14 protein-coding genes are annotated in these 18,624 nt (G+C 44.4%); 10 read left to right on the top strand and 4 right to left on the bottom strand.

The annotated features are described in order from the left end of the window. Window positions 1–59: 59 nt before the first annotated feature. Window positions 60–1,568 carry an exopolyphosphatase gene (gene ppx, locus OCV29_RS04395; RefSeq protein ID WP_073603791.1) on the bottom strand — a complete coding sequence of 503 codons (1,509 nt, stop codon included), beginning with the start codon at window positions 1,566–1,568 and terminating at the stop codon, window positions 60–62. Then, window positions 1,555–3,660: a polyphosphate kinase 1 gene (gene ppk1, locus OCV29_RS04400; RefSeq protein WP_073603790.1), complete on the bottom strand. Its 2,106-nt coding sequence runs from the start codon at window positions 3,658–3,660 to the stop codon at window positions 1,555–1,557. Before ppk1 ends, ppx begins: the two co-directional genes overlap by 14 nt. 329 nt (window positions 3,661–3,989) lie before the next feature. Between ppk1 and OCV29_RS04405 the strand changes: the two genes are divergently transcribed. Genes OCV29_RS04405 through phoU form a run of 4 tightly spaced genes read left to right on the top strand, consistent with a single transcriptional unit; the run spans window position 3,990 to window position 9,435 of the window. Beyond that, entirely contained in the window at window positions 3,990–6,182 is a 2,193-nt protein-coding gene (locus OCV29_RS04405; protein WP_073603789.1) for an ABC transporter permease subunit, read from the top strand. Window positions 6,183–6,204: 22 nt separating this feature from the next. Then, window positions 6,205–7,857 (top strand): phosphate ABC transporter permease PstA, encoded by a 1,653-nt coding sequence (gene pstA / locus OCV29_RS04410; RefSeq protein ID WP_073603788.1) that lies wholly within the window; start codon window positions 6,205–6,207, stop codon window positions 7,855–7,857. Window positions 7,858–7,859: 2 nt separating this feature from the next. Further along, window positions 7,860–8,678 (top strand): phosphate ABC transporter ATP-binding protein PstB, encoded by an 819-nt coding sequence (pstB, locus tag OCV29_RS04415; protein WP_073603787.1) that lies wholly within the window; start codon window positions 7,860–7,862, stop codon window positions 8,676–8,678. 52 nt (window positions 8,679–8,730) lie between these two features. Continuing rightward, on the top strand, window positions 8,731–9,435 hold the full coding sequence (gene phoU, locus OCV29_RS04420; RefSeq protein WP_073603786.1) for a phosphate signaling complex protein PhoU: 705 nt from the start codon (window positions 8,731–8,733) through the stop codon (window positions 9,433–9,435). Window positions 9,436–9,652: 217 nt separating this feature from the next. Here the strand turns inward: phoU and OCV29_RS04425 are convergent, their stop codons facing one another. Continuing rightward, the gene (locus tag OCV29_RS04425; protein ID WP_073603785.1) at window positions 9,653–10,267 is read right to left on the bottom strand and encodes a peroxiredoxin; all 615 of its coding nucleotides are present in this window, start codon (window positions 10,265–10,267) and stop codon (window positions 9,653–9,655) included. 196 nt (window positions 10,268–10,463) lie between these two features. On the opposite strand from OCV29_RS04425, the gene OCV29_RS04430 reads away from it, so the two are divergent. The 3 genes from OCV29_RS04430 (at window position 10,464) to aceA (ending at window position 14,995) form a co-directional block, all read left to right on the top strand. Beyond that, a complete protein-coding gene (locus OCV29_RS04430) occupies window positions 10,464–11,369 on the top strand; it encodes a hydrogen peroxide-inducible genes activator (protein ID WP_073603784.1) in 906 nt (301 codons plus the stop codon). 511 nt (window positions 11,370–11,880) lie between these two features. Then, complete coding sequence (gene aceB / locus OCV29_RS04435) at window positions 11,881–13,518, top strand: malate synthase A (RefSeq protein WP_245796841.1); 1,638 nt, start codon at window positions 11,881–11,883, stop codon at window positions 13,516–13,518. A gap of 166 nt (window positions 13,519–13,684) precedes the next feature. After that, the gene (gene aceA, locus OCV29_RS04440; protein ID WP_073603783.1) at window positions 13,685–14,995 is read left to right on the top strand and encodes an isocitrate lyase; all 1,311 of its coding nucleotides are present in this window, start codon (window positions 13,685–13,687) and stop codon (window positions 14,993–14,995) included. Between the two features lie 143 nt (window positions 14,996–15,138). On the opposite strand, the gene OCV29_RS04445 is transcribed toward aceA, so the two are convergent. Beyond that, window positions 15,139–15,636, bottom strand: a complete 498-nt coding sequence (locus OCV29_RS04445) for a CBS domain-containing protein (protein WP_073603782.1) — start codon at window positions 15,634–15,636, stop codon at window positions 15,139–15,141. Window positions 15,637–15,920: 284 nt separating this feature from the next. On the opposite strand from OCV29_RS04445, the gene queA reads away from it, so the two are divergent. From queA to yajC, 3 genes are all read left to right on the top strand, one after another. Then, window positions 15,921–16,979, top strand: a complete 1,059-nt coding sequence (queA, locus tag OCV29_RS04450; protein ID WP_073603805.1) for a tRNA preQ1(34) S-adenosylmethionine ribosyltransferase-isomerase QueA — start codon at window positions 15,921–15,923, stop codon at window positions 16,977–16,979. 50 nt (window positions 16,980–17,029) lie between these two features. Further along, window positions 17,030–18,163 (top strand): tRNA guanosine(34) transglycosylase Tgt, encoded by a 1,134-nt coding sequence (gene tgt / locus OCV29_RS04455; RefSeq protein ID WP_073603804.1) that lies wholly within the window; start codon window positions 17,030–17,032, stop codon window positions 18,161–18,163. A 113-nt stretch (window positions 18,164–18,276) separates the two neighbouring features. Continuing rightward, a complete protein-coding gene (yajC, locus tag OCV29_RS04460) occupies window positions 18,277–18,609 on the top strand; it encodes a preprotein translocase subunit YajC (RefSeq protein ID WP_073603781.1) in 333 nt (110 codons plus the stop codon). Window positions 18,610–18,624 lie beyond the last annotated feature (15 nt).

Below are 18,624 nucleotides of genomic sequence, written 5' to 3' on the forward strand. Positions count from 1 at the left end.
GGCTTTCATCCATCCGGCTGCTGAGCTTTAATTTTTCATTAAGTATTAAGTATTAAGTATTAAGTATAATGCAGTGACCATCCGGCACTTTGCCAGTACTGTTGTTCTGTTTCGAGATCGGTGTGAAGCAGTTTATTGTTCTCCAGCCAGTCTTTTTCTTTACTGTTTAACGTCCAGTTATCGTGGTCGTTGACAGTCAGTTTCAGTGCCGGAAGCGGGTCATCACTCCGCTGTCCGTTCAGCACGACAGCCAGCCGGAGTATCCGGATAATTTCGATCACGTGTTTCCTCTTGTACAGAGTCAGTTCTGGCATTTCATTCAGCTTGAGTGCCTTTCGGTGGAAACGTACCAGAGTCGATAATAGTTCCTGTTGCTCTGTATTAAATCCAGGCATATTGGTATGACGTAAAATATAGGCTGAATGGCGGTGGACTCCCTGAAGGCTGATACTTAATCCGACTTCATGGAGCAGGGCACTCCACTCTAATAAATCAAGCAACTCGGTATTTTTGGCCGGGATATCCAGCTCTGGTGCGAGTTGCTCAAAAAACTGTACGGCCAGTTTTTTTACGTTCCGGGCATGCTCTATATCGACCTGATGTTTCAGCGCCAGACTTTCTGCGGTTCTTAAGCGAATATCGGCATATTTTAACCGATCTTCCATTTCATAGAGCAGACCTTCTCTTAATGCACCCTGTGAAAAATGCATTTCTTTGATTTTCAGATCCTTGATAACCGCATAAAGGATGGCAACCCCGGCCACAAACACAGGCTTTCTTTCCTCACTCAAACCTTTCAGAGACAGATCCTGAATACTTCCGGCGTCAACGATCTTATCCAGGAGTTTTTCCAGCCGGGAAGGGGTGATTGAACTATCCTGATGACCCGATTCCGCCAGCACATCGCGGACAGCTTTAATGGTCCCGGATGAACCGAATGCTGTCTCCCAGCCTTTTTTTCTGTACTGCCTGACAATTGATTCCAGTTTCTGTTCCGCAGCAAGAATCGCCTGGTTTAAACGCTTTCGGGTGATTTTTCCATCCGGGAAAAAGCGATTGGTATAGCTGACACAGCCAATCTGCAGACTATTGACCAGCTCAGGGGTAAATTCATGGCCGATGATCAGTTCGGTACTGCCGCCACCAATATCGATCACCAAAATAGATTTGGACTGAGGCTGTGTATGTGCGACTCCCAGATAAATTAAGCGGGCTTCTTCTGTGCCGGGAATCACTTCGACCGGGTAGGGAATGATACGCCGGGCCTGTTCAATAAATTCCGCCGTATTTTTTGCCTGCCGCAGGGTATGTGTGGCTGTAATGCGGACATTCTCCGGAGAAAAGCCCTGAATTCGTTCGGCGAACATTTCCAGGCATTCAATGCCTCTTTGAATCGCACTTTGGTCCAGTCTTTTGTGTTCATCAAGTCCGGTTGCTAAGCGGACCCGTTGTTTATGACGGCTGACGAGTTGTAAATCCTGGTTAACAACCTTTGCCACCACCATATGAAAGCTGTTCGACCCTAAGTCGATGGCTGCAATATGTCTGATTTCATCAACATCTTTCATTTGCTTTTACTTCTTGTGTATTTTTCCGTTTCCGGGTCATTTTTTCTGTATTTTTTAAATAATCATATATCGCGACCTGAGACCGGATTTTTTTCCTGTTACCACGGCTGACATAAGTATTACTCATTTCTTTATCTATCCAGCGGGCTTTCACTGTATCGGTAAAGTGAATATTAATTATATCTATAATTCGCTGTTTTAACCGCTCATCATGAATGGGGGTTGCCACCTCAATCCGGTGATCGATATTCCTTGTCATCCAGTCAGCCGATGAAATATATACCAGTGGATCACCGTTGTTATGAATAATCATCACTCTGGGATGCTCAAGGAAGCGATCGACGATGCTGATGATTGTAATGTTTTCACTGATTCCTTCAATCCCCGGAATCAATGAGCACATTCCCCGGATAATCATTTTTATTTCAACGCCGGCACTACTGGCTTCATAAAGTTTATTCACCAGTCCGCGATCAACCAGATTATTTATCTTGAGTATAATCTGCGCTTTTTTCCCGGCCCTGGCATTTTCAATCTCAGCATCAATTAATTCATACAATCTTAAGCGTGAATTTCTGGGAGACACAATCAATTGCCGGAATTTGACCGGCTGGTACGGATTCTCAATATATCCGAATACATTCCGCACTTCATTGGTGATTTCCGGGTTCGCAGTCAGGAGTGCAAAATCAGTATAAATTCTGGCTGTTTTTTCATGAAAGTTGCCGGTACCGATGTGGGCATACCGGGCAATCTCGCCATTTTCTTTGCGGTTAATGAGCAGCAGTTTTGAGTGTATTTTCAGACCTGGCGCACCAAATATAACGTGCACGCCCGCTTCAGTCAGCACGCGGGACCACTCAATGTTTGCCTCTTCATCGAAACGGGCCTGCAGCTCGACAACAACCGTCACTTTTTTGCCGTTATGTACTGCATGAATCAAAGAGTGCATCAGTTTCGAGTCTTTCGCGACCCGGTAAATATTGATTTTTATACTGATTACTTTGGGATCAAATGAAGCCTGACGAACCAGTTCTGTCATATGGCCAAAGGTATGATACGGGTAATAGAGCAGTATATCCTGCGCTTTGATGGCATCAAATTTGTTCGCATAGCCCTCGAAATCTGCGGACTTCATCGGCGGAAGCGGCTTGTTTTCAAGGTATTCCCGGCCCACATTCGGGAAAGAAATAAAATCTTTGAAGTTATGATATCTGCCCCCCGGTAATAAGCTGTCGTAGTTAGAAATTTCCAGCTTCTCACACAAGAAGTTTAGCATGCTGGCCGGCATCTCCTGCTCATAGACAAAACGCACAGGCATTGCTGTTAAACGCTGTCCGAGCCCTTCGGACATTTGTTCCAGCAAACTGTGTTCCACCTCATGGCTCAGATCATATTCGGCATCCCGGGTCATTTTAATCGCGTAGCCATTGAGTTCATCGTAATCAAAAAAACCATAAAAAATGTCGTTGAGGCAGTAACGGATAATATTATCCAGCAAGATAATTGTTTTGCGCCGTTTACCTTTCTGTTCAGGCAACATGATAAAGCGGGGCAGGTAATCGGTCGGGATTTCGATGAGCGCGTAGCGGGAAACATCCTCTTTTTTCATCTCGACCGTGATATAAGCATATTCATCTTTCAGGTATTGCAGGACATTGGCATCTTTGTTGATGAGCCAGGGAGTGATGTGTGGCAAAACTTCTTTTCTGAAGTATTTTTGTATCCACTTTTCCTGAAACTCGTCCAGCTGGAACTCATTGACCAGAAAGATGCGTCTTCGTGCCATCTCTTTAATCAGCTCATTGTATAAGGTTTCAAAATCCTGATTCAGCTTAAAAACCTTATTCTGCATCTTTGTTAGTAAGTGTTTGAAACTGCTGCTGTTCCCATGTTCCTGGTCGATCAGAATCCGGCGTTTCACATCAGCAAAGCGAACCTTATAAAATTCGTCAAGGTTGTTAGAGAAAATCCCCAGGAACCGGATCCGTTCAATTAACGGAACTGATTTATCGGCAGCTTCCTGAAGGACCCGCTCATTAAAAGAGAGCCAGCTTAATTCCTTCTCTATATACAACTTTTCTGTGTGCATTCCTGTACCTTTTGACTTACTTAAGATGAATGGTATGACTTCTGATAAGATGACTTTTTTGCTGTATTTAATCATGGCTGTTTGGAGCAAATTAGGACTTTTGTGTTACATTTTTATTTCAGTCATTGCATCTTTGTTTGTTTAGTATGCTGAAAAAAAAGGAAATATTAATGAATGAAAGCAAGTTAGATTATTATGTAACGTGTTTCATTTTGTTTGAAATGAATGAAAACAAATTGTTTCATTTTCAGTAGATTATTTGAAGGTTGTCATATAAATGTCATGTCACTGACATATGCTGACACCATCTCAGAGGTTTAAAAAGCGTCATGTCACAGATACATTTCTCGTTAAAAGCAGCAGACAAAAAACGTCTTATCAAGGATCGTTTGATGCGTTATGCAATTACTGCGGGAGGCGGAAGTGTCTTTGGGGCATTAATCCTGATTTTCTTTTACCTTGCGTGGGTCGGGTTACCGCTGTTTTCTGCTGCGCAAATCAAGGTTGATCCTGAGCATATCAATCTGAGTCGCGTATCCCATCCGGTTTTTATGTCTGTTGATAAACATGGCCAGCATGTTTTTACCCTGGGAAGTCTTGGCGAGATGAGTTTTGTTTCCCGGACTTCTTCGCCGCCGGACCGGGTTTTCCGGCAGGCTGATTTTGTTCCGCAGTTATTCGCAGCATCCTCTTCAAAAGAGTGGTTTGCCATGCTTGGGAATCATCAGCAGTTGATTATCGGCAAACCGAAATTTGCATATCAGTATGATGCCGGCGGAGAGCATTTTACGCCGGGGATCGAAATGCTGGATATTTCTCCGGCGTTTCTGAATATGATTCCTGATCAGGTCCGGAAGTTTTCGTTTTCAGCCGATGATCATCAGGTGGTTGCTGGTTTTTTAAATCAGGCCGGTGAACTGAGTATTTTGCGTTATCATTTGTCTGATCCGGAGCATGTGTCACTGAGTCGCTTTCATCATCTGGAAGCTGTTGATGAGATGATGATGTCACCCGATGGTCATACGGTGTATTTGCGGGAAGCATCCGCATTGATTGTGATTAAGTACCGTCCGGATGGATATCAGGTCCGGGAAGTCGTTGATCTGAGTGAAGGAGATCCCTCCCGGCAGGTACGCCAGTCTGTGCTTCTGGCTGGTGGTGAATCATTGATGGTATTGCATTCTCAGGGCATGATTTCTCAGTGGTTTGATGTTGTCAGTCATGATGAAAGACATCTGACTCACATTCGTAATTTTACGGTGGGCAAAAAAACACAGTACTTACTGCCGGATTCTTTTCATAAAGGCTTTTTCATATTTGATACCGATGGCAGAGTCAGAAATTATTATGCCGCGACGAAAAAACGGGTGTTCTCCGGCAAACTTTATGCGCAGGTGCCGGAGCTGGCTGCATTTTCAGGGAATGAAAAACATCTGGTGACCTACAGTCAGGGAAAAATTCAGTTTGCCACAGTGGATTTAAAATATCCTGAAATTTCATTTTCGGCGCTGTGGCAGAAAATCTGGTACGAAAACTATCCTGAACCTGATTATGTCTGGCAGTCGACCTCTGTATCGGATGTGTTTGAGCCAAAATTCAGTCTGGTGCCGATTGTTTTTGGTACGGTAAAAGCGGCTTTTTATGCCATGTTACTGGCTGTGCCTGTTGCTGTGTTGGCGGCAATTTATACGGCTTATTTTATGTCGCCAGGGATGCGCAGAAAGGTGAAGCCGTCAATTGAGTTGATGGAGGCACTGCCGACGGTGATTATCGGATTTCTTGCCGGTTTATGGCTGGCTCCGATAGTTGAAAGGCATTTGGTCTCTGTGTTGATGATGGTGGTATTTTTACCGCTGATTGCACTTCTTTTCGGTGTGTTCTGGTTTTTTTTCCCGGAAAAATGGCGCCGAAATATGGATAAAGGCTGGCACGCCGTCTTGTTAATTCCCATACTCATGATTGGTGCCGGGCTGATTTATTACTTTAGTTTTTATCTGGAAGCGTGGTTTTTTCAGGGAGATGTCCGTTATTTTCTGGTTCAGTATGGGATCGATTTTGATCAGAGAAATGCATTAGTTGTCGGGCTGGCCATGGGATTTGCGGTGATTCCGACAATTTTTACCATTGCTGAAGATGCGGTATTTTCTGTGCCGAAGCATTTATCTGATGGTTCTTCAGCGCTTGGAGCAACCCGCTGGCAAACTTTAACTCATGTTGTCTTGCTGACAGCAAGTCCGGGCATTTTCTCTGCCATAATGATTGGGATTGGCCGGGCAGTCGGTGAAACTATGATAGTGTTGATGGCGACCGGAAATACGCCGATTAAAGACTGGAACATATTTGAGGGGATGCGGACACTTGCTGCGACAATTGCCGTCGAATTACCTGAATCAGAAGTGGGCAGCAGTCAGTATCGTTTATTGTTTTTGGCAGCGCTGATTTTATTTGTTTTTACTTTTTTCGTGAATTCTCTGGCTGAGTGGGTTCGTTTGAGATTAAGAGAGAAATACCGGGCGTTATAAGAGATGCAGGAAAAGAGAGCAAATGTTTAAGTGGATTAAGTCCGGTGAGCCCTGGGTTTGGTTAACAGGTGGAGCTGTCAGCCTCAGTCTTTTGGCTGCGCTGGGACTTTTATTATTAATCGGCTGGAAAGGATTAACTTATTTCTGGCCTTCGGCATTGTGGGAATGGCACAGCATTGCCGGAGAGCGGATCATCGGTCAGCTATATGATAAAGATGTTGTGCTGGCTTCCCGCTTGCCTGCGCTACAGAAAAAAGACCGTCAAACGATGGGTGAAGAGCCAGCCCATACTTTGACCAGGCTGCATATTAAAGTGGCAAACCGGGATATCTATCCGTCTGATTTTATTTCTCTGACGGAAAATGAAATCGCTTCGGTTTCTCTGGCGTACGGCTGGGCCGTGATTGATCGCGAATATTACGGCCAGTTTTTTGGCCGTCCTGAAGGATATCTGAAAGCGGATGGCACGCTTGCTTCTGATATGAATCAGGCGCTTGAATCTGCGTTGGCAAAGAATATTACGATCAAGAAAAAAATAGCGCTGATGACAGAAGGCGAGGTTCAGCGACTCAACCGCGGGATTGAAGCGCTACGTCTTGAAAAGCGCAAACAAGAACTTGAACACCAGTTAACGCCAGAATTTTTACAGCAATATCAGCAGAAAAAAAACGCATTGCATCAGGCGCTGATGCAGGCGGAAAGTCAGATTGATGACTACCGTGATCAACTCAAAGCACCTGTTTTACTGGTCCGGGATATGAAAGACAACACCATCCGGATTCCGGTGAGCCAGATTTCATCTCTCTGGTATCCGGATGACATGAGTTTCTTTGCGAAAGTTCAGCACTGGGGTGTGCAGGTCTGGCATTTTCTGTCGGAAGATCCCAGAGAATCTAATTCAGAAGGCGGCGTCTTTCCGGCAATTTTTGGTACGATTCTGCTGGTGATCATTATGGCTGTGATTGTCATGCCCCTTGGGGTTGTCGCTGCGGTTTATCTGCATGAATATGCGAAAAATAACTTCCTGACCCGGTTGATCCGGGTTTCTGTAATGAATCTCGCAGGTGTCCCCTCAATTGTTTATGGTGTATTCGGGCTGGGCTTTTTTGTGTATACCATCGGTGGATCGGTTGATCAGCTGTTTTATCCTGAACGTTTGCCGGCACCGACATTCGGAACGCCTGGCTTGCTTTGGTCAGCGCTAACTCTCGCGGTGTTAACTTTACCTGTGGTGATTGTTGCCACTGAGGAAGGATTAAGCCGGGTACCGGTATCTGTTCGTCATGGTTCTCTGGCATTGGGGGCGACTCAGTTTGAAACGATCTGGAAGATTGTTATTCCAATGGCAAGCCCGGCGATGATTACCGGCTTGATCCTGGCGATTGCGCGTGCGGCGGGGGAAGTTGCACCCTTAATGCTGGTGGGGGTGGTGAAATTTGTTTCCCGTCTCCCGGTTGATGATCAGTTCCCGTATTTACATCTGGAACGTAAGTTCATGCATCTGGGATTTCATATTTATGATGTCGGGTTTCAGACCAGTAATATTGAGGCAGCCAGACCACTGGTTTTTGCCACATCATTTTTGTTAGTTGCCGTGATTATCATGCTGAATATGACAGCAATTAGTATCCGGAATAATTTACGTGAAAAATACAGGACAATGGGACAGGATTAATCATGGAACCATTTAACTCTCCGGTTGGTTTTCAGTTGCCGGTAGATGTTGATCATTTGACCAGCCAGCAAACTGCTATCGACATTGAACATTTAAGTTTGTGCTATCAGGGCAAGCAGGCGTTACATGATATTTCAATGCGTATCCCTAAAGGGTTAGTGACTGCTTTTATCGGACCTTCCGGGTGTGGTAAATCAACGTTATTACGCTGCCTGAACCGGATGAATGATCTGGTTGAAAACTGTCAGGTGAGCGGAGAAGTCAGGTTACACGGTCAGGATATTTATGCGCCATCTGTGGATGTTGCAACATTACGCCGCCGGGTTGGGATGGTATTTCAGCGGCCCAACCCTTTTCCTAAATCGATTTATGAAAATGTCGTTTATGGGTTGAGGTTACAGGGGATTAAAGAGACCCGGGTACTGGATGATGCGGTTGAACGTTCATTAAGAGCGGCTGCATTATGGGATGAAGTCAAAGACAGGCTGCATGAAAATGCATTCGGCCTCTCGGGTGGACAGCAGCAGCGCCTGGTGATTGCCCGTGCGATTGCTATCGAGCCAGAAATTCTTTTGCTGGATGAGCCGACTTCGGCGCTTGATCCTATCTCTACCCTGACTATTGAAGAGTTAATGACTGAACTGAAGAAGAAATATACGGTTGTTATTGTGACTCACAACATGCAACAAGCAGCAAGAGTGAGTGATTACACTGCGTTTATTCATATGGGAAAATTGATCGAGTACGCAGATACTGATTCTATTTTTACTTCTCCGGTGAAAAAGCAGACAGAAGATTATATAACAGGACGTTATGGATAGTTTTGAATAAAACACATAGCGTGTTTTACACAAGGTGCAATCAGGATTTTTTATGCAATTGGGTCGTCATATTTCAGGGCAGTTTAATGCTGAGCTGGAATCTATCAGAACGAATGTACTGACTATGGGAGGTCTGGTTGAGCAGCAATTGTCATTTGCTATGCAGGCATTACATAAGCAGGATATTGAATTAGCCCGTCAGGTCATTCGGGATGATCATAAAGTGAATGCTATGGAAGTATCAATTGATGAATCCTGTACCCGGATTATTGCCAAACGGCAGCCGGCTGCAAAGGATTTGCGCCTGGTCATTGCGATTATTAAGACGATTACTGATCTGGAACGTATCGGTGATGTAGCCGCCAAGATGGCTTATGTGGCGATTGAAACGCCGGATCTGAAAGATCGTAAGTTTCATGTATCTCTTGAACCGCTTTGCCGTCAGGCTATCGCTATGCTGCATCAGGTCCTTGATGCTTTTGCACGGATGGACATCGAAGCTGCCGCTGAAGTTCACAAGCTGGATGATCGTCTGGATTCTGAATATGAAGCCGTGATCCGTCAGTTAATGACTTACATGATGGAAGATACGAAAAATATACCGCATATTCTTCAGGTCATGTGGTCTGCACGGGCCATTGAGCGGGTTGGAGACCGGTGTCAGAATATCTGTGAATACATTATTTATTTCGTGAAGGGAAAAGATGTCCGCCATCTGGATGACCAGTCAATTGAAGAGGTCTTGCGCAAGGAATAAAGCTTTGGGTGAGATTGAGGGTTTAATCATCTCATCCAGATGAACAGTTTATTTTCCAGATTAGTATAAAAAACAGAAGGTGAAAAACCTGAAGATAAAAAAAACCGGAGCTGATGCTCCGGTTTTGAGAAGGGCTTTACTTTTATACTAATTTTTCAGGGTATTGCTTTATTATTATCCAACCAGAGCCTGTGTTGAGTCAGACTCGTTTTGGTGATTATTTTTTATCAAGATCATCCGTATGTTCAGACAGATAAGCTGCAACGCCTTCAGGAGAGGCTTTCATGCCTTCTTTACCTTTTTCCCATTGAGCCGGACATACTTCGCCGTGCTCCTGGTGGAAGCTTAATGCATCAACCATACGAAGCATTTCATCAATATTACGTCCCAGAGGACCATCATTGATCACCTGATGACGGACAAGACCTGCTTCATCAATCAGGAAAGAGCCGCGTAGTGCGATTCCGGGGCCATTTGGATCCACAACATCATAGGCGTTAACAATTTCATGAGTCGTGTCAGCAACTAAAGGATATTTAACCTGACCGATACCGCCGTTATCAATTGCAGTGTTACGCCATGCATTGTGAGAGAATACTGAATCGATAGAAACACCAATAACTTCACAGCCTTTTTCCTGGAAATCAGCCAGACGCTTATCAAATGCGATGATTTCTGACGGGCATACAAAAGTGAAATCCAGAGGGTAGAAAAACAGAACAGCTTTTTTACCTTTGATGAAATCTTTCAGATTAAAGTTATCAACGATTTCACCGTTACCAAGAACTGCTCCGGCAGTAAAGTCAGGGGCTTGACGACCAACTAGTACCATTTTTATTGCTCCTAAGAGTTATATTGATTTCCAAACAATTTAACCGGTCATTCCCGGTTCCCGTTTGCATGAGTCAACTATAGACCATATTTCAGGATAGAAAAAAGCGAAATAAATAGATTGAGTTTATCGAAAAAAACGATGAGTCAGAGTATGCTGGAGGTCTGTCTTTCCCTAAGTAATTATTATCATTTTTATGAATAAATGGCCAAGCCTGAAACAAATTCATTACCTGATCACATTATATGAGACACGTCATTTCAGTGATGCTGCTGAACGGTGTTTTGTCAGCCAGTCAACCCTGAGTAAAGGGATACAAAATCTTGAAGAGTTGATTGGATGCCCGCTCTATGAAAAAAAGGACAAAAAGAGTCCGTTGGTTTTTACGCATATCGGAGAGCTGGTTGTCAATCAGGGGCGTGAATTACTGGCAAAAGGACAGGATCTGGTCGAGCTGGGCCGTCTATGCCAGGACAATATGATGGAAGGGCAACTGAGAGTTGGCTGTATTCCGACGATTGCCCCTTTTCTGCTGGGTGATTTAGTTCAGGAGGTCAATGTACGTTATCCTGAATTGCACCTTTTACTCAAAGAAGATACGACAGCAAATCTGCTTCAGGAATTACACCGGGGTGAATTGGATGTCCTTGTTTTAGCATTACCCGTAGATATAGGAAAAATGGAAAGCCGGATCGTAGGAAAAGATCCTTTCCGGATGATTATCAGCCAGAATCAGGTGAATCATATTCCGGTTCCGGTTCGTTATGATGATCTACCGGATGAATCCGTGTTTTTACTGGAGAATGAACACTGTTTGACGGATCATGCGGTTTCTGCCTGTAAGCTGACTGATAAAACAAAGATAAATCCTTTCTCAGCAACAAGTTTGCACACCCTGGTTCAGATGGTCGCCAATGGTTTAGGGACAACGTTTATTCCGCAAATGGCGATTAATCACGGATTGCTGGAAAATCAGAAGCTTGTGACTGTTGAGCCTCCGGGTCAAAATGCATATCGCTTAATTGGGTTGGTCTGGCGTCCCAGCTCATCGAGGCGGCCGGTTTTTGAGCACCTGGCTGATTTAGTCTCAGAACTTCTTTAGAATTTGAAATTTAGTGCTGTAAAATGAAATTAATTCAGAATTTAGCTCTTTTTGTGCTTTTTTATCTGTAAAATTTTACAGCAGTAAATGATTGAAGTTTTCATAAAATAATGAATCTTCACAATGTCAATTTAACAACATTTTCCCAAACCATTCCTGAAGTGTCCTTTTTTATTTAAATAAAATCAGATAGTAAGTCATTTGCATAGTCATTTTGTTCTTCTGTTTTTGTTTTTTTATTACGTAATTAAGTTTCATTTTTTGTTTTTATATAGAGAGTATGATCTGTCGAAATCATTTTTTTGTTATCCCCGCACTTTAAAAAATTCAACTTATTTCCTAGTCTTTTTATGACCGGGCAATATTGTTTGTCTGGGTTTTTGCGGTAATAAATAATTTACAAACAGCATGTTGTTTTTCTATGTGTCTGAGTTTTCGGGGAATTATGTTTAATTAAATATATGTTGTTTGAAATTTACAAATGAAAAGCCTGCATGAAGGAATTAATATTATGATGGAACCATTGTCTGAAGAAAAAACACTGTCTTCCGGCCGGAAATTATTAGATGAACGTTTTCAAATTCACGGAAATATATCCGATGGGCAGCAACATATCATTTCACCTGATGCTCAGGCCTTTTTAGCTGAATTATGTGAACGTTTTGCGGCTCGTGTCGGAGATTTATTAGAACAGCGGGAAGTACGTCAGGCCAAAATAGATCAAGGTCAGTTACCAGACTTTTTGCCTGAGACCAGTGATATCCGGGAAGGAAGCTGGAAGATCCTCGGTATTCCTGAAGATATTCAGGACCGCCGGGTTGAGATCACCGGACCGACTGATCGTAAGATGGTGATTAATGCGCTGAATGCAAATGTCAAAGTGTTTATGGCTGACTTTGAAGATTCGATGTGTCCGGAGTGGTCCAAGCTGCTTGACGGACAGGTCAATCTATACGATGCGGTCAATGAAACGATAGAGTACCAGAATCCAGAGACAGGAAAACACTATCAGCTTGAGGGTGATCCGGCCGTGCTGATATGCCGGGTGCGTGGATTACACCTGCGGGAAAAGCATGTCACTTTTGACGGACAACAAATTCCCGGCGCACTGTTTGATTTCGCACTGTATTTCTTCAACAACTATCGTGCACTGCTGAAAAAAGGCAGTGGTCCTTATTTTTATCTGCCAAAGCTGCAAGCCTATCAGGAAGCGAAATGGTGGAGTGATGTTTTTCACTTTACAGAATCATATTTTGGACTGGATACCGGAACAATCAAAGCCACTGTTCTGATTGAAACATTACCGGCTGTGTTTGAAATGGATGAAATTCTTTTTTCCCTTAAAGAACACATTGTCGGCCTGAACTGCGGACGCTGGGATTATATTTTCAGTTATATCAAAACCCTGAAAAATTATCCGGATCGTATTCTGCCTGACCGGCAGGTTGTCACCATGGATAAGCCCTTCCTGAATGCATATTCCCGGTTATTGATCCGGACCTGTCACCGCCGTGGTGCGTTTGCCATGGGAGGCATGGCTGCTTTCATTCCTGCGAAAGACCCGGAACAAAACAAGCTTGTTCAGGAGAAAATCCGCCATGATAAATCACTGGAAGGTTCCAATGGTCACGATGGGACATGGGTCGCTCACCCAGGCCTGGCCGATACCGCGATGTCAGTGATGAGCGAATTTTTAGGGGAACGCTCAAATCAGCTCGATGTGAGCCGGGAGTCCGATGCGCCGATTCGTGCCGAAGAGCTCCTGATGCCTTGCGAAGGTGAAAGGACTGAAGCAGGGATGCGACACAATATCAGAGTTGCTCTGCAATATATCGAAGCCTGGATCTCCGGAAATGGCTGTGTCCCGATTTATGGCTTGATGGAAGATGCCGCGACCGCTGAAATTTCCAGAACGTCTATCTGGCAATGGATCAAGCATGGTAAATCGCTGGATAACGGTGAGATCGTGACAAAGGCGTTGTTTGAGCATTATTTGCAGGAAGAAATTGATGTGGTCAGAAATGAGATCGGAGAAACCCGTTTTCAGTCCGGCCAGTTTGAGCAGGCTGCCCAGCTGATGAAGTCACTGACGATAAGTGATGAGCTGACAGACTTTTTGACCGTACCGGGATACGAGTATTTATCCTGATTGAATCAGTCAAACCGGTTGAATCATGGCGTTTCAGCTCGTTTGGCCATCAGAAATGAAACGTGAAACAGGATTTCTGTGTCTGTAGCGCCCGCTTTGCGGGCAGGCAGAGAGAGTAAGGTAAGACTGCCGGAGACTCCGGCACTGATAAAGGAAGGACAAAACTATGACATTGACTCGTCGTCAGCAAATTGAAGCACTGGAAAAAGACTGGGAAACCAATCCGCGCTGGAAGCATGTAAAGAGAACGTATTCTGCTGAAGAAGTGGTTGCTTTGCGGGGATCGGTGATGCCTGAATATACATTGGCACAAATGGGCGCCGATAAACTGTGGTCTCTGGTCAATGGCAGTGCTAAAAAAGGCTATGTGAACTGTTTAGGTGCGTTGATCGGCGGTCAGGCCGTTCAGCAGGCTAAAGCTGGGATTGAAGCGATTTATTTATCCGGCTGGCAGGTTGCCGCTGATAATAATACAGCATCGACGATGTATCCGGATCAGTCGCTATACCCGGTCGATTCTGTTCCTGCGGTTGTGGAAAGAATTAATAATGCTTTTCGCCGGGCTGATCAAATCCAGTGGTCCAATGGTTTGTCGCCGGATTCAGAAGACGGAACGGACTACTTCTTACCTATTGTTGCAGACGCAGAAGCCGGATTCGGTGGTGTTTTGAATGCTTATGAACTGATGAAAAATATGATTGAGTCAGGAGCTGCTGGCGTTCACTTCGAAGATCAACTCGCATCCGTGAAAAAATGTGGGCATATGGGCGGAAAAGTGTTGGTTCCGACTCAGGAAGCGGTCCAAAAGTTAATTGCTGCCCGCCTTGCAGCAGATGTGGCAGGAACCACGACACTGGTGATTGCCAGAACCGATGCAAATGCCGCAGACCTGCTGACATCGGATTGTGACCCTTACGATAAAGACTTCATTATTGGTGAGCGTACCGCCGAAGGATTTTATCGGGTGAAAGCCGGGATTGAACAGGCGATTTCCCGCGGACTTGCTTATGCGCCTTATGCTGATTTGGTCTGGTGTGAAACCGCTAAACCTGATTTGGAGGAGGCCAGACAATTTGCAGAAGCCATACATGAGCAATATCCTGATCAATTGCTGGCGTATAATTGTTCTCCTTCATTTAACTGGGAAAAGAACCTGGATGCTGAGACGATCGCAAAATTCCAGCAGGCACTCGCTGATATGGGATACCGTTATCAGTTCATCACGCTGGCTGGTATTCATAACATGTGGTTTAACATGTTTGACCTGGCACATGCTTATGCGCAGGGCGAAGGAATGCGTCACTATGTTGAAAAGGTTCAGCGTCCGGAATTTGAAGCGGCTGAAAAAGGCTATAGTTTTGTCGCTCACCAGCAGGAAGTTGGTACGGGTTACTTTGATAAGATGACCAATACGATTCAGGGCGGACAATCCTCTGTGACAGCACTGACCGGTTCAACTGAAGAAGATCAGTTCTGAGCAGATACCCCCAATATGTTGACGACTGCCGGAGGTGCTTTTTCTCCGGCTTTCTTTTTCCAGACTCTGTTCTGTCAGGAATAAGTCAGGCCATTTATCCGGCAGACAGAAAGAAGTTATTCAGTTACTGCCGGGAATCACAGCTATATTTTTCCGTTGATTTCACCCGGCCCGATTTCGTCTGATTCTGTCTCGTCTTCCGGATCGATTTCATCAGGTTCGACCTCTTCCTGAAGTTCCAGTAAATTGATTGCAATCGATACAAAGTCACTGTCAGTAATAATACCGACTAATTTGTCATGATCGATAATAGGCAGGCAGCCTACTTTATGTTTTTGCATGAAAATTGCGCTTTCTTTTAGTCCGGCTACGGGTGAGACCGTCATGATATTTTTATTCATTATCTCTGAAAGCGGGTAAACATAGGGGCGGTGGTTACTGACCGTGTCCTGATCCAGACAGGAATCCTGTGCTTTCAGGATATCCCGTTGAGATATAATGCCGAGTAAGTGATAACTTTCATTGACGATAGGGACATGTCTGATGTCGTGTGCAGTCATCAGTGACAATGCGTCTTCTATTGTATGTGATGGCTGTAATGTGTGTGGGTGACGGGTCATCATGTCTTCAATTTTTATCATGGTAAACTCCTTAACACACGGAACCGGAATCTCTTAATCAACCAGCCTTTGCCGGATAAGCTCTCCCGCAGTTCATCATGTGGCTGTGACAACAACAGTGCCTCATTTGAATATAGTTGCTTCTGCTCCGGTGGTGTGAGATGTGTTCGTCGGTTTCTCTTTTTTTCCTGAAAAATCGTCACCCATTACTGATGAATTTACTAAATCTTCTGCCGTTGAGAAAAATTTCCGTATATACTACCGCGCTGCAAATGAGCCAATCAAATTCAATGAAGACAAGAACCATGCAAGTTTCAGATTTTTATTTTGACTTACCGGATGAGCTGATTGCCCGGTATCCTAAACCAGAGCGAAGTGCCAGCCGCCTTTTACAGCTCAACGGAAATACCGGAGAGGTTGTTGATCGTACATTTAAAGATGTTCTGGATCTTGTTTCTCCCGGGGATTTACTGGTTTTTAATAATACCAGAGTGATTCCGGCCCGTATGTTTGGGCGGAAATCATCCGGTGGTAAAATTGAGGTTCTGGTTGAGAGAATTCTGGATGAGCAGCATATTCTGGCTCATGTTCGTTCGTCCAAAGCACCTAAGCCTGGCGCCGCTCTGTTTTTGGGGGAGCATGATGAATTTCAGGCGACGATGGTTTCCCGTCAGGATGCATTATTTGAAATCCGTTTTGAAAGTGAACTGCCGGTGCTTGATATTCTGGATAGCATTGGTCACATGCCATTGCCGCCCTATATTGACCGGCCGGATGAAGAAGCCGATAAAGAGCGTTATCAAACGGTTTATAACGAAAAACCAGGCGCTGTTGCGGCACCAACTGCCGGACTTCATTTTGATGATGAATTACTTGAACAAATTTCGGCAAAGGGTGTCGAAATGGCTTATGTCACGCTTCATGTCGGGGCTGGAACCTTTCAGCCGGTTCGGGTTGACAACATCAGTGAGCATCACATGCATTCTGAATATGTTGAAGTTTCTCAGGACGTTGTCGATGCAATTCAGGCGACAAAAGCGCGTGGCGGAAGCGTCATTGCTGTCGGCACCACATCGGTCCGCTCGCTGGAAAGTGCAGCTCAGAATGCTTTGAAAAATAGTGAAGCACTCGCTTCTTTTTTTGGTGACACCAGTATATTTATTTATCCGGGGTATGAATATCAGGTTGTTGATTGCCTGATTACCAACTTCCATTTGCCTGAATCCACGTTAATCATGTTGGTCAGTGCATTTGCCGGATACACGCATGTGATGGAAGCGTATCAGCATGCCGTCAAAGAGAAATATCGCTTTTTCAGCTACGGAGATGCGATGTTTATAAATAAAAGAACAGATAAAAGCTAATCCTGTTCTTGCAGACCGTCAGATTGTTTCTCTGGCATTTTGGAGGCGTTGTGAAATTAAAATTTGAGCTGAAGAAAAAGAATGGAAATGCCCGTCGCGGGCAAATTCAGTTTGAACGGGGTACTGTTCAGACACCTGTGTTTATGCCTGTTGGTACATATGGTACAGTCAAAGGCATGACACCTGAAGAAGTAAAAGAGACCGGAGCAGAAATTCTGCTGGGGAACACATTTCATTTGTGGCTGCGTCCGGGACAGGAAATCATGAAAATGCATGGTGATCTGCATGATTTCATGAACTGGCAGGGACCTATTTTAACTGACTCTGGCGGCTTTCAGGTCTTTAGTCTGGGCGATATCCGTAAAATTACAGAGGAAGGTGTGCATTTCCGGAATCCGGTTAACGGTGAAAAGATTTTCATGGATGCGGAAAAATCGATGGAGATTCAGCGGGACTTAGGTTCCGATATTGTGATGATTTTCGATGAATGTACGCCATACCCGGCAAGCCATGATGAAGCCAAAAGCTCAATGGAGATGTCGCTGCGATGGGCCAAACGTTCCCGGGATCACTTTGATCAACTGGAAAATCCCAATTCTCTGTTTGGCATTGTTCAGGGAAGCGTTTATGAAGATCTGCGTGATATTTCTGCGAAAGGGCTGACAGACATCGGTTTTGATGGCTATGCTGTTGGAGGGCTGGCTGTTGGTGAGCCTAAAGAAGATATGCATCGGATTCTGGAACATACTTGTCCTTTATTACCCGAAGATAAACCCCGCTACCTGATGGGTGTTGGTAAGCCGGAAGATCTGGTTGAAGGGGTTCGTCGCGGCATTGATATGTTCGATTGTGTGATGCCGACGCGGAATGCAAGAAATGGTCATTTGTTTGTGACGGGGGGTGTGGTAAAAATCCGCAATGCCAAACACAAAACAGATACGACCCCTCTGGATCCCGAGTGTGATTGCTATACCTGCAAGAACTACTCTAAGTCCTACTTGCATCATCTTGATCGCTGTAACGAGATTTTGGGCGCGCGACTCAATACCATCCATAATCTGCGTTATTATCAACGATTAATGGCAAGTATTCGTCAGGCGATAGAAGCGGATCGTTTTGAAGAGTTTGTCACAGAATTTTATGCAAGACGAGACAGAGATGTACCACCTGTGGGTCAGGTATAAACTGGTTAAGTGATACGCGATTATCTGCCATAAGGTTGAATTTCGTGTCAGTTAACCCAACTAAGATGAATACATTTTATATTTTACAACAATAAAATCAGAGGACGTTCTCAATGAGTTTAATTTCGGTTGCCCATGCTGCGGGCGCAGGTGCTCCAGCGGGCGGTGGTTTTGAAATGCTGATCATGCTGGCAGTTTTTGCTGTGATTTTTTATTTCATGATTTACCGGCCACAATCAAAGCGTGTGAAAGAGCACAAAAATCTGATGGCATCCATGTCAAAAGGTGATGAAGTTCTGACCAGTGGTGGTCTTGTTGGTAAGATTACAAAAATCGCTGAAGATAATGATTTTATTTCGATTGAATTAAATCAGAATAATGAAGTTGTCATTAAAAAAGATTTTGTGACTGCAGTGCTGCCTAAAGGTACGCTTAAATCTCTATAAACGGCCAGAGGATCC

This window comes from Vibrio aerogenes (genome assembly GCF_024346755.1).
Lineage (GTDB): Bacteria > Pseudomonadota > Gammaproteobacteria > Enterobacterales > Vibrionaceae > Vibrio > Vibrio aerogenes.

Excerpts from the sequence above, each read along its gene's own strand:
- ppx (WP_073603791.1), bottom strand. The coding sequence starts at position 1,568 with ATGAAAGATGTTGATGAAATCAGACATATTGCAGCCATCGACTTAGGG.
- ppk1 (WP_073603790.1), bottom strand. The coding sequence starts at position 3,660 with ATGCACACAGAAAAGTTGTATATAGAGAAGGAATTAAGCTGGCTCTCT.
- OCV29_RS04405 (WP_073603789.1), top strand. The coding sequence starts at position 3,990 with ATGTCACAGATACATTTCTCGTTAAAAGCAGCAGACAAAAAACGTCTT.
- pstA (WP_073603788.1), top strand. The coding sequence starts at position 6,205 with ATGTTTAAGTGGATTAAGTCCGGTGAGCCCTGGGTTTGGTTAACAGGT.
- pstB (WP_073603787.1), top strand. The coding sequence starts at position 7,860 with ATGGAACCATTTAACTCTCCGGTTGGTTTTCAGTTGCCGGTAGATGTT.
- phoU (WP_073603786.1), top strand. The coding sequence starts at position 8,731 with ATGCAATTGGGTCGTCATATTTCAGGGCAGTTTAATGCTGAGCTGGAA.
- OCV29_RS04425 (WP_073603785.1), bottom strand. The coding sequence starts at position 10,267 with ATGGTACTAGTTGGTCGTCAAGCCCCTGACTTTACTGCCGGAGCAGTT.
- OCV29_RS04430 (WP_073603784.1), top strand. The coding sequence starts at position 10,464 with ATGAATAAATGGCCAAGCCTGAAACAAATTCATTACCTGATCACATTA.
- aceB (WP_245796841.1), top strand. The coding sequence starts at position 11,881 with ATGATGGAACCATTGTCTGAAGAAAAAACACTGTCTTCCGGCCGGAAA.
- aceA (WP_073603783.1), top strand. The coding sequence starts at position 13,685 with ATGACATTGACTCGTCGTCAGCAAATTGAAGCACTGGAAAAAGACTGG.
- OCV29_RS04445 (WP_073603782.1), bottom strand. The coding sequence starts at position 15,636 with ATGATAAAAATTGAAGACATGATGACCCGTCACCCACACACATTACAG.
- queA (WP_073603805.1), top strand. The coding sequence starts at position 15,921 with ATGCAAGTTTCAGATTTTTATTTTGACTTACCGGATGAGCTGATTGCC.
- yajC (WP_073603781.1), top strand. The coding sequence starts at position 18,277 with ATGAGTTTAATTTCGGTTGCCCATGCTGCGGGCGCAGGTGCTCCAGCG.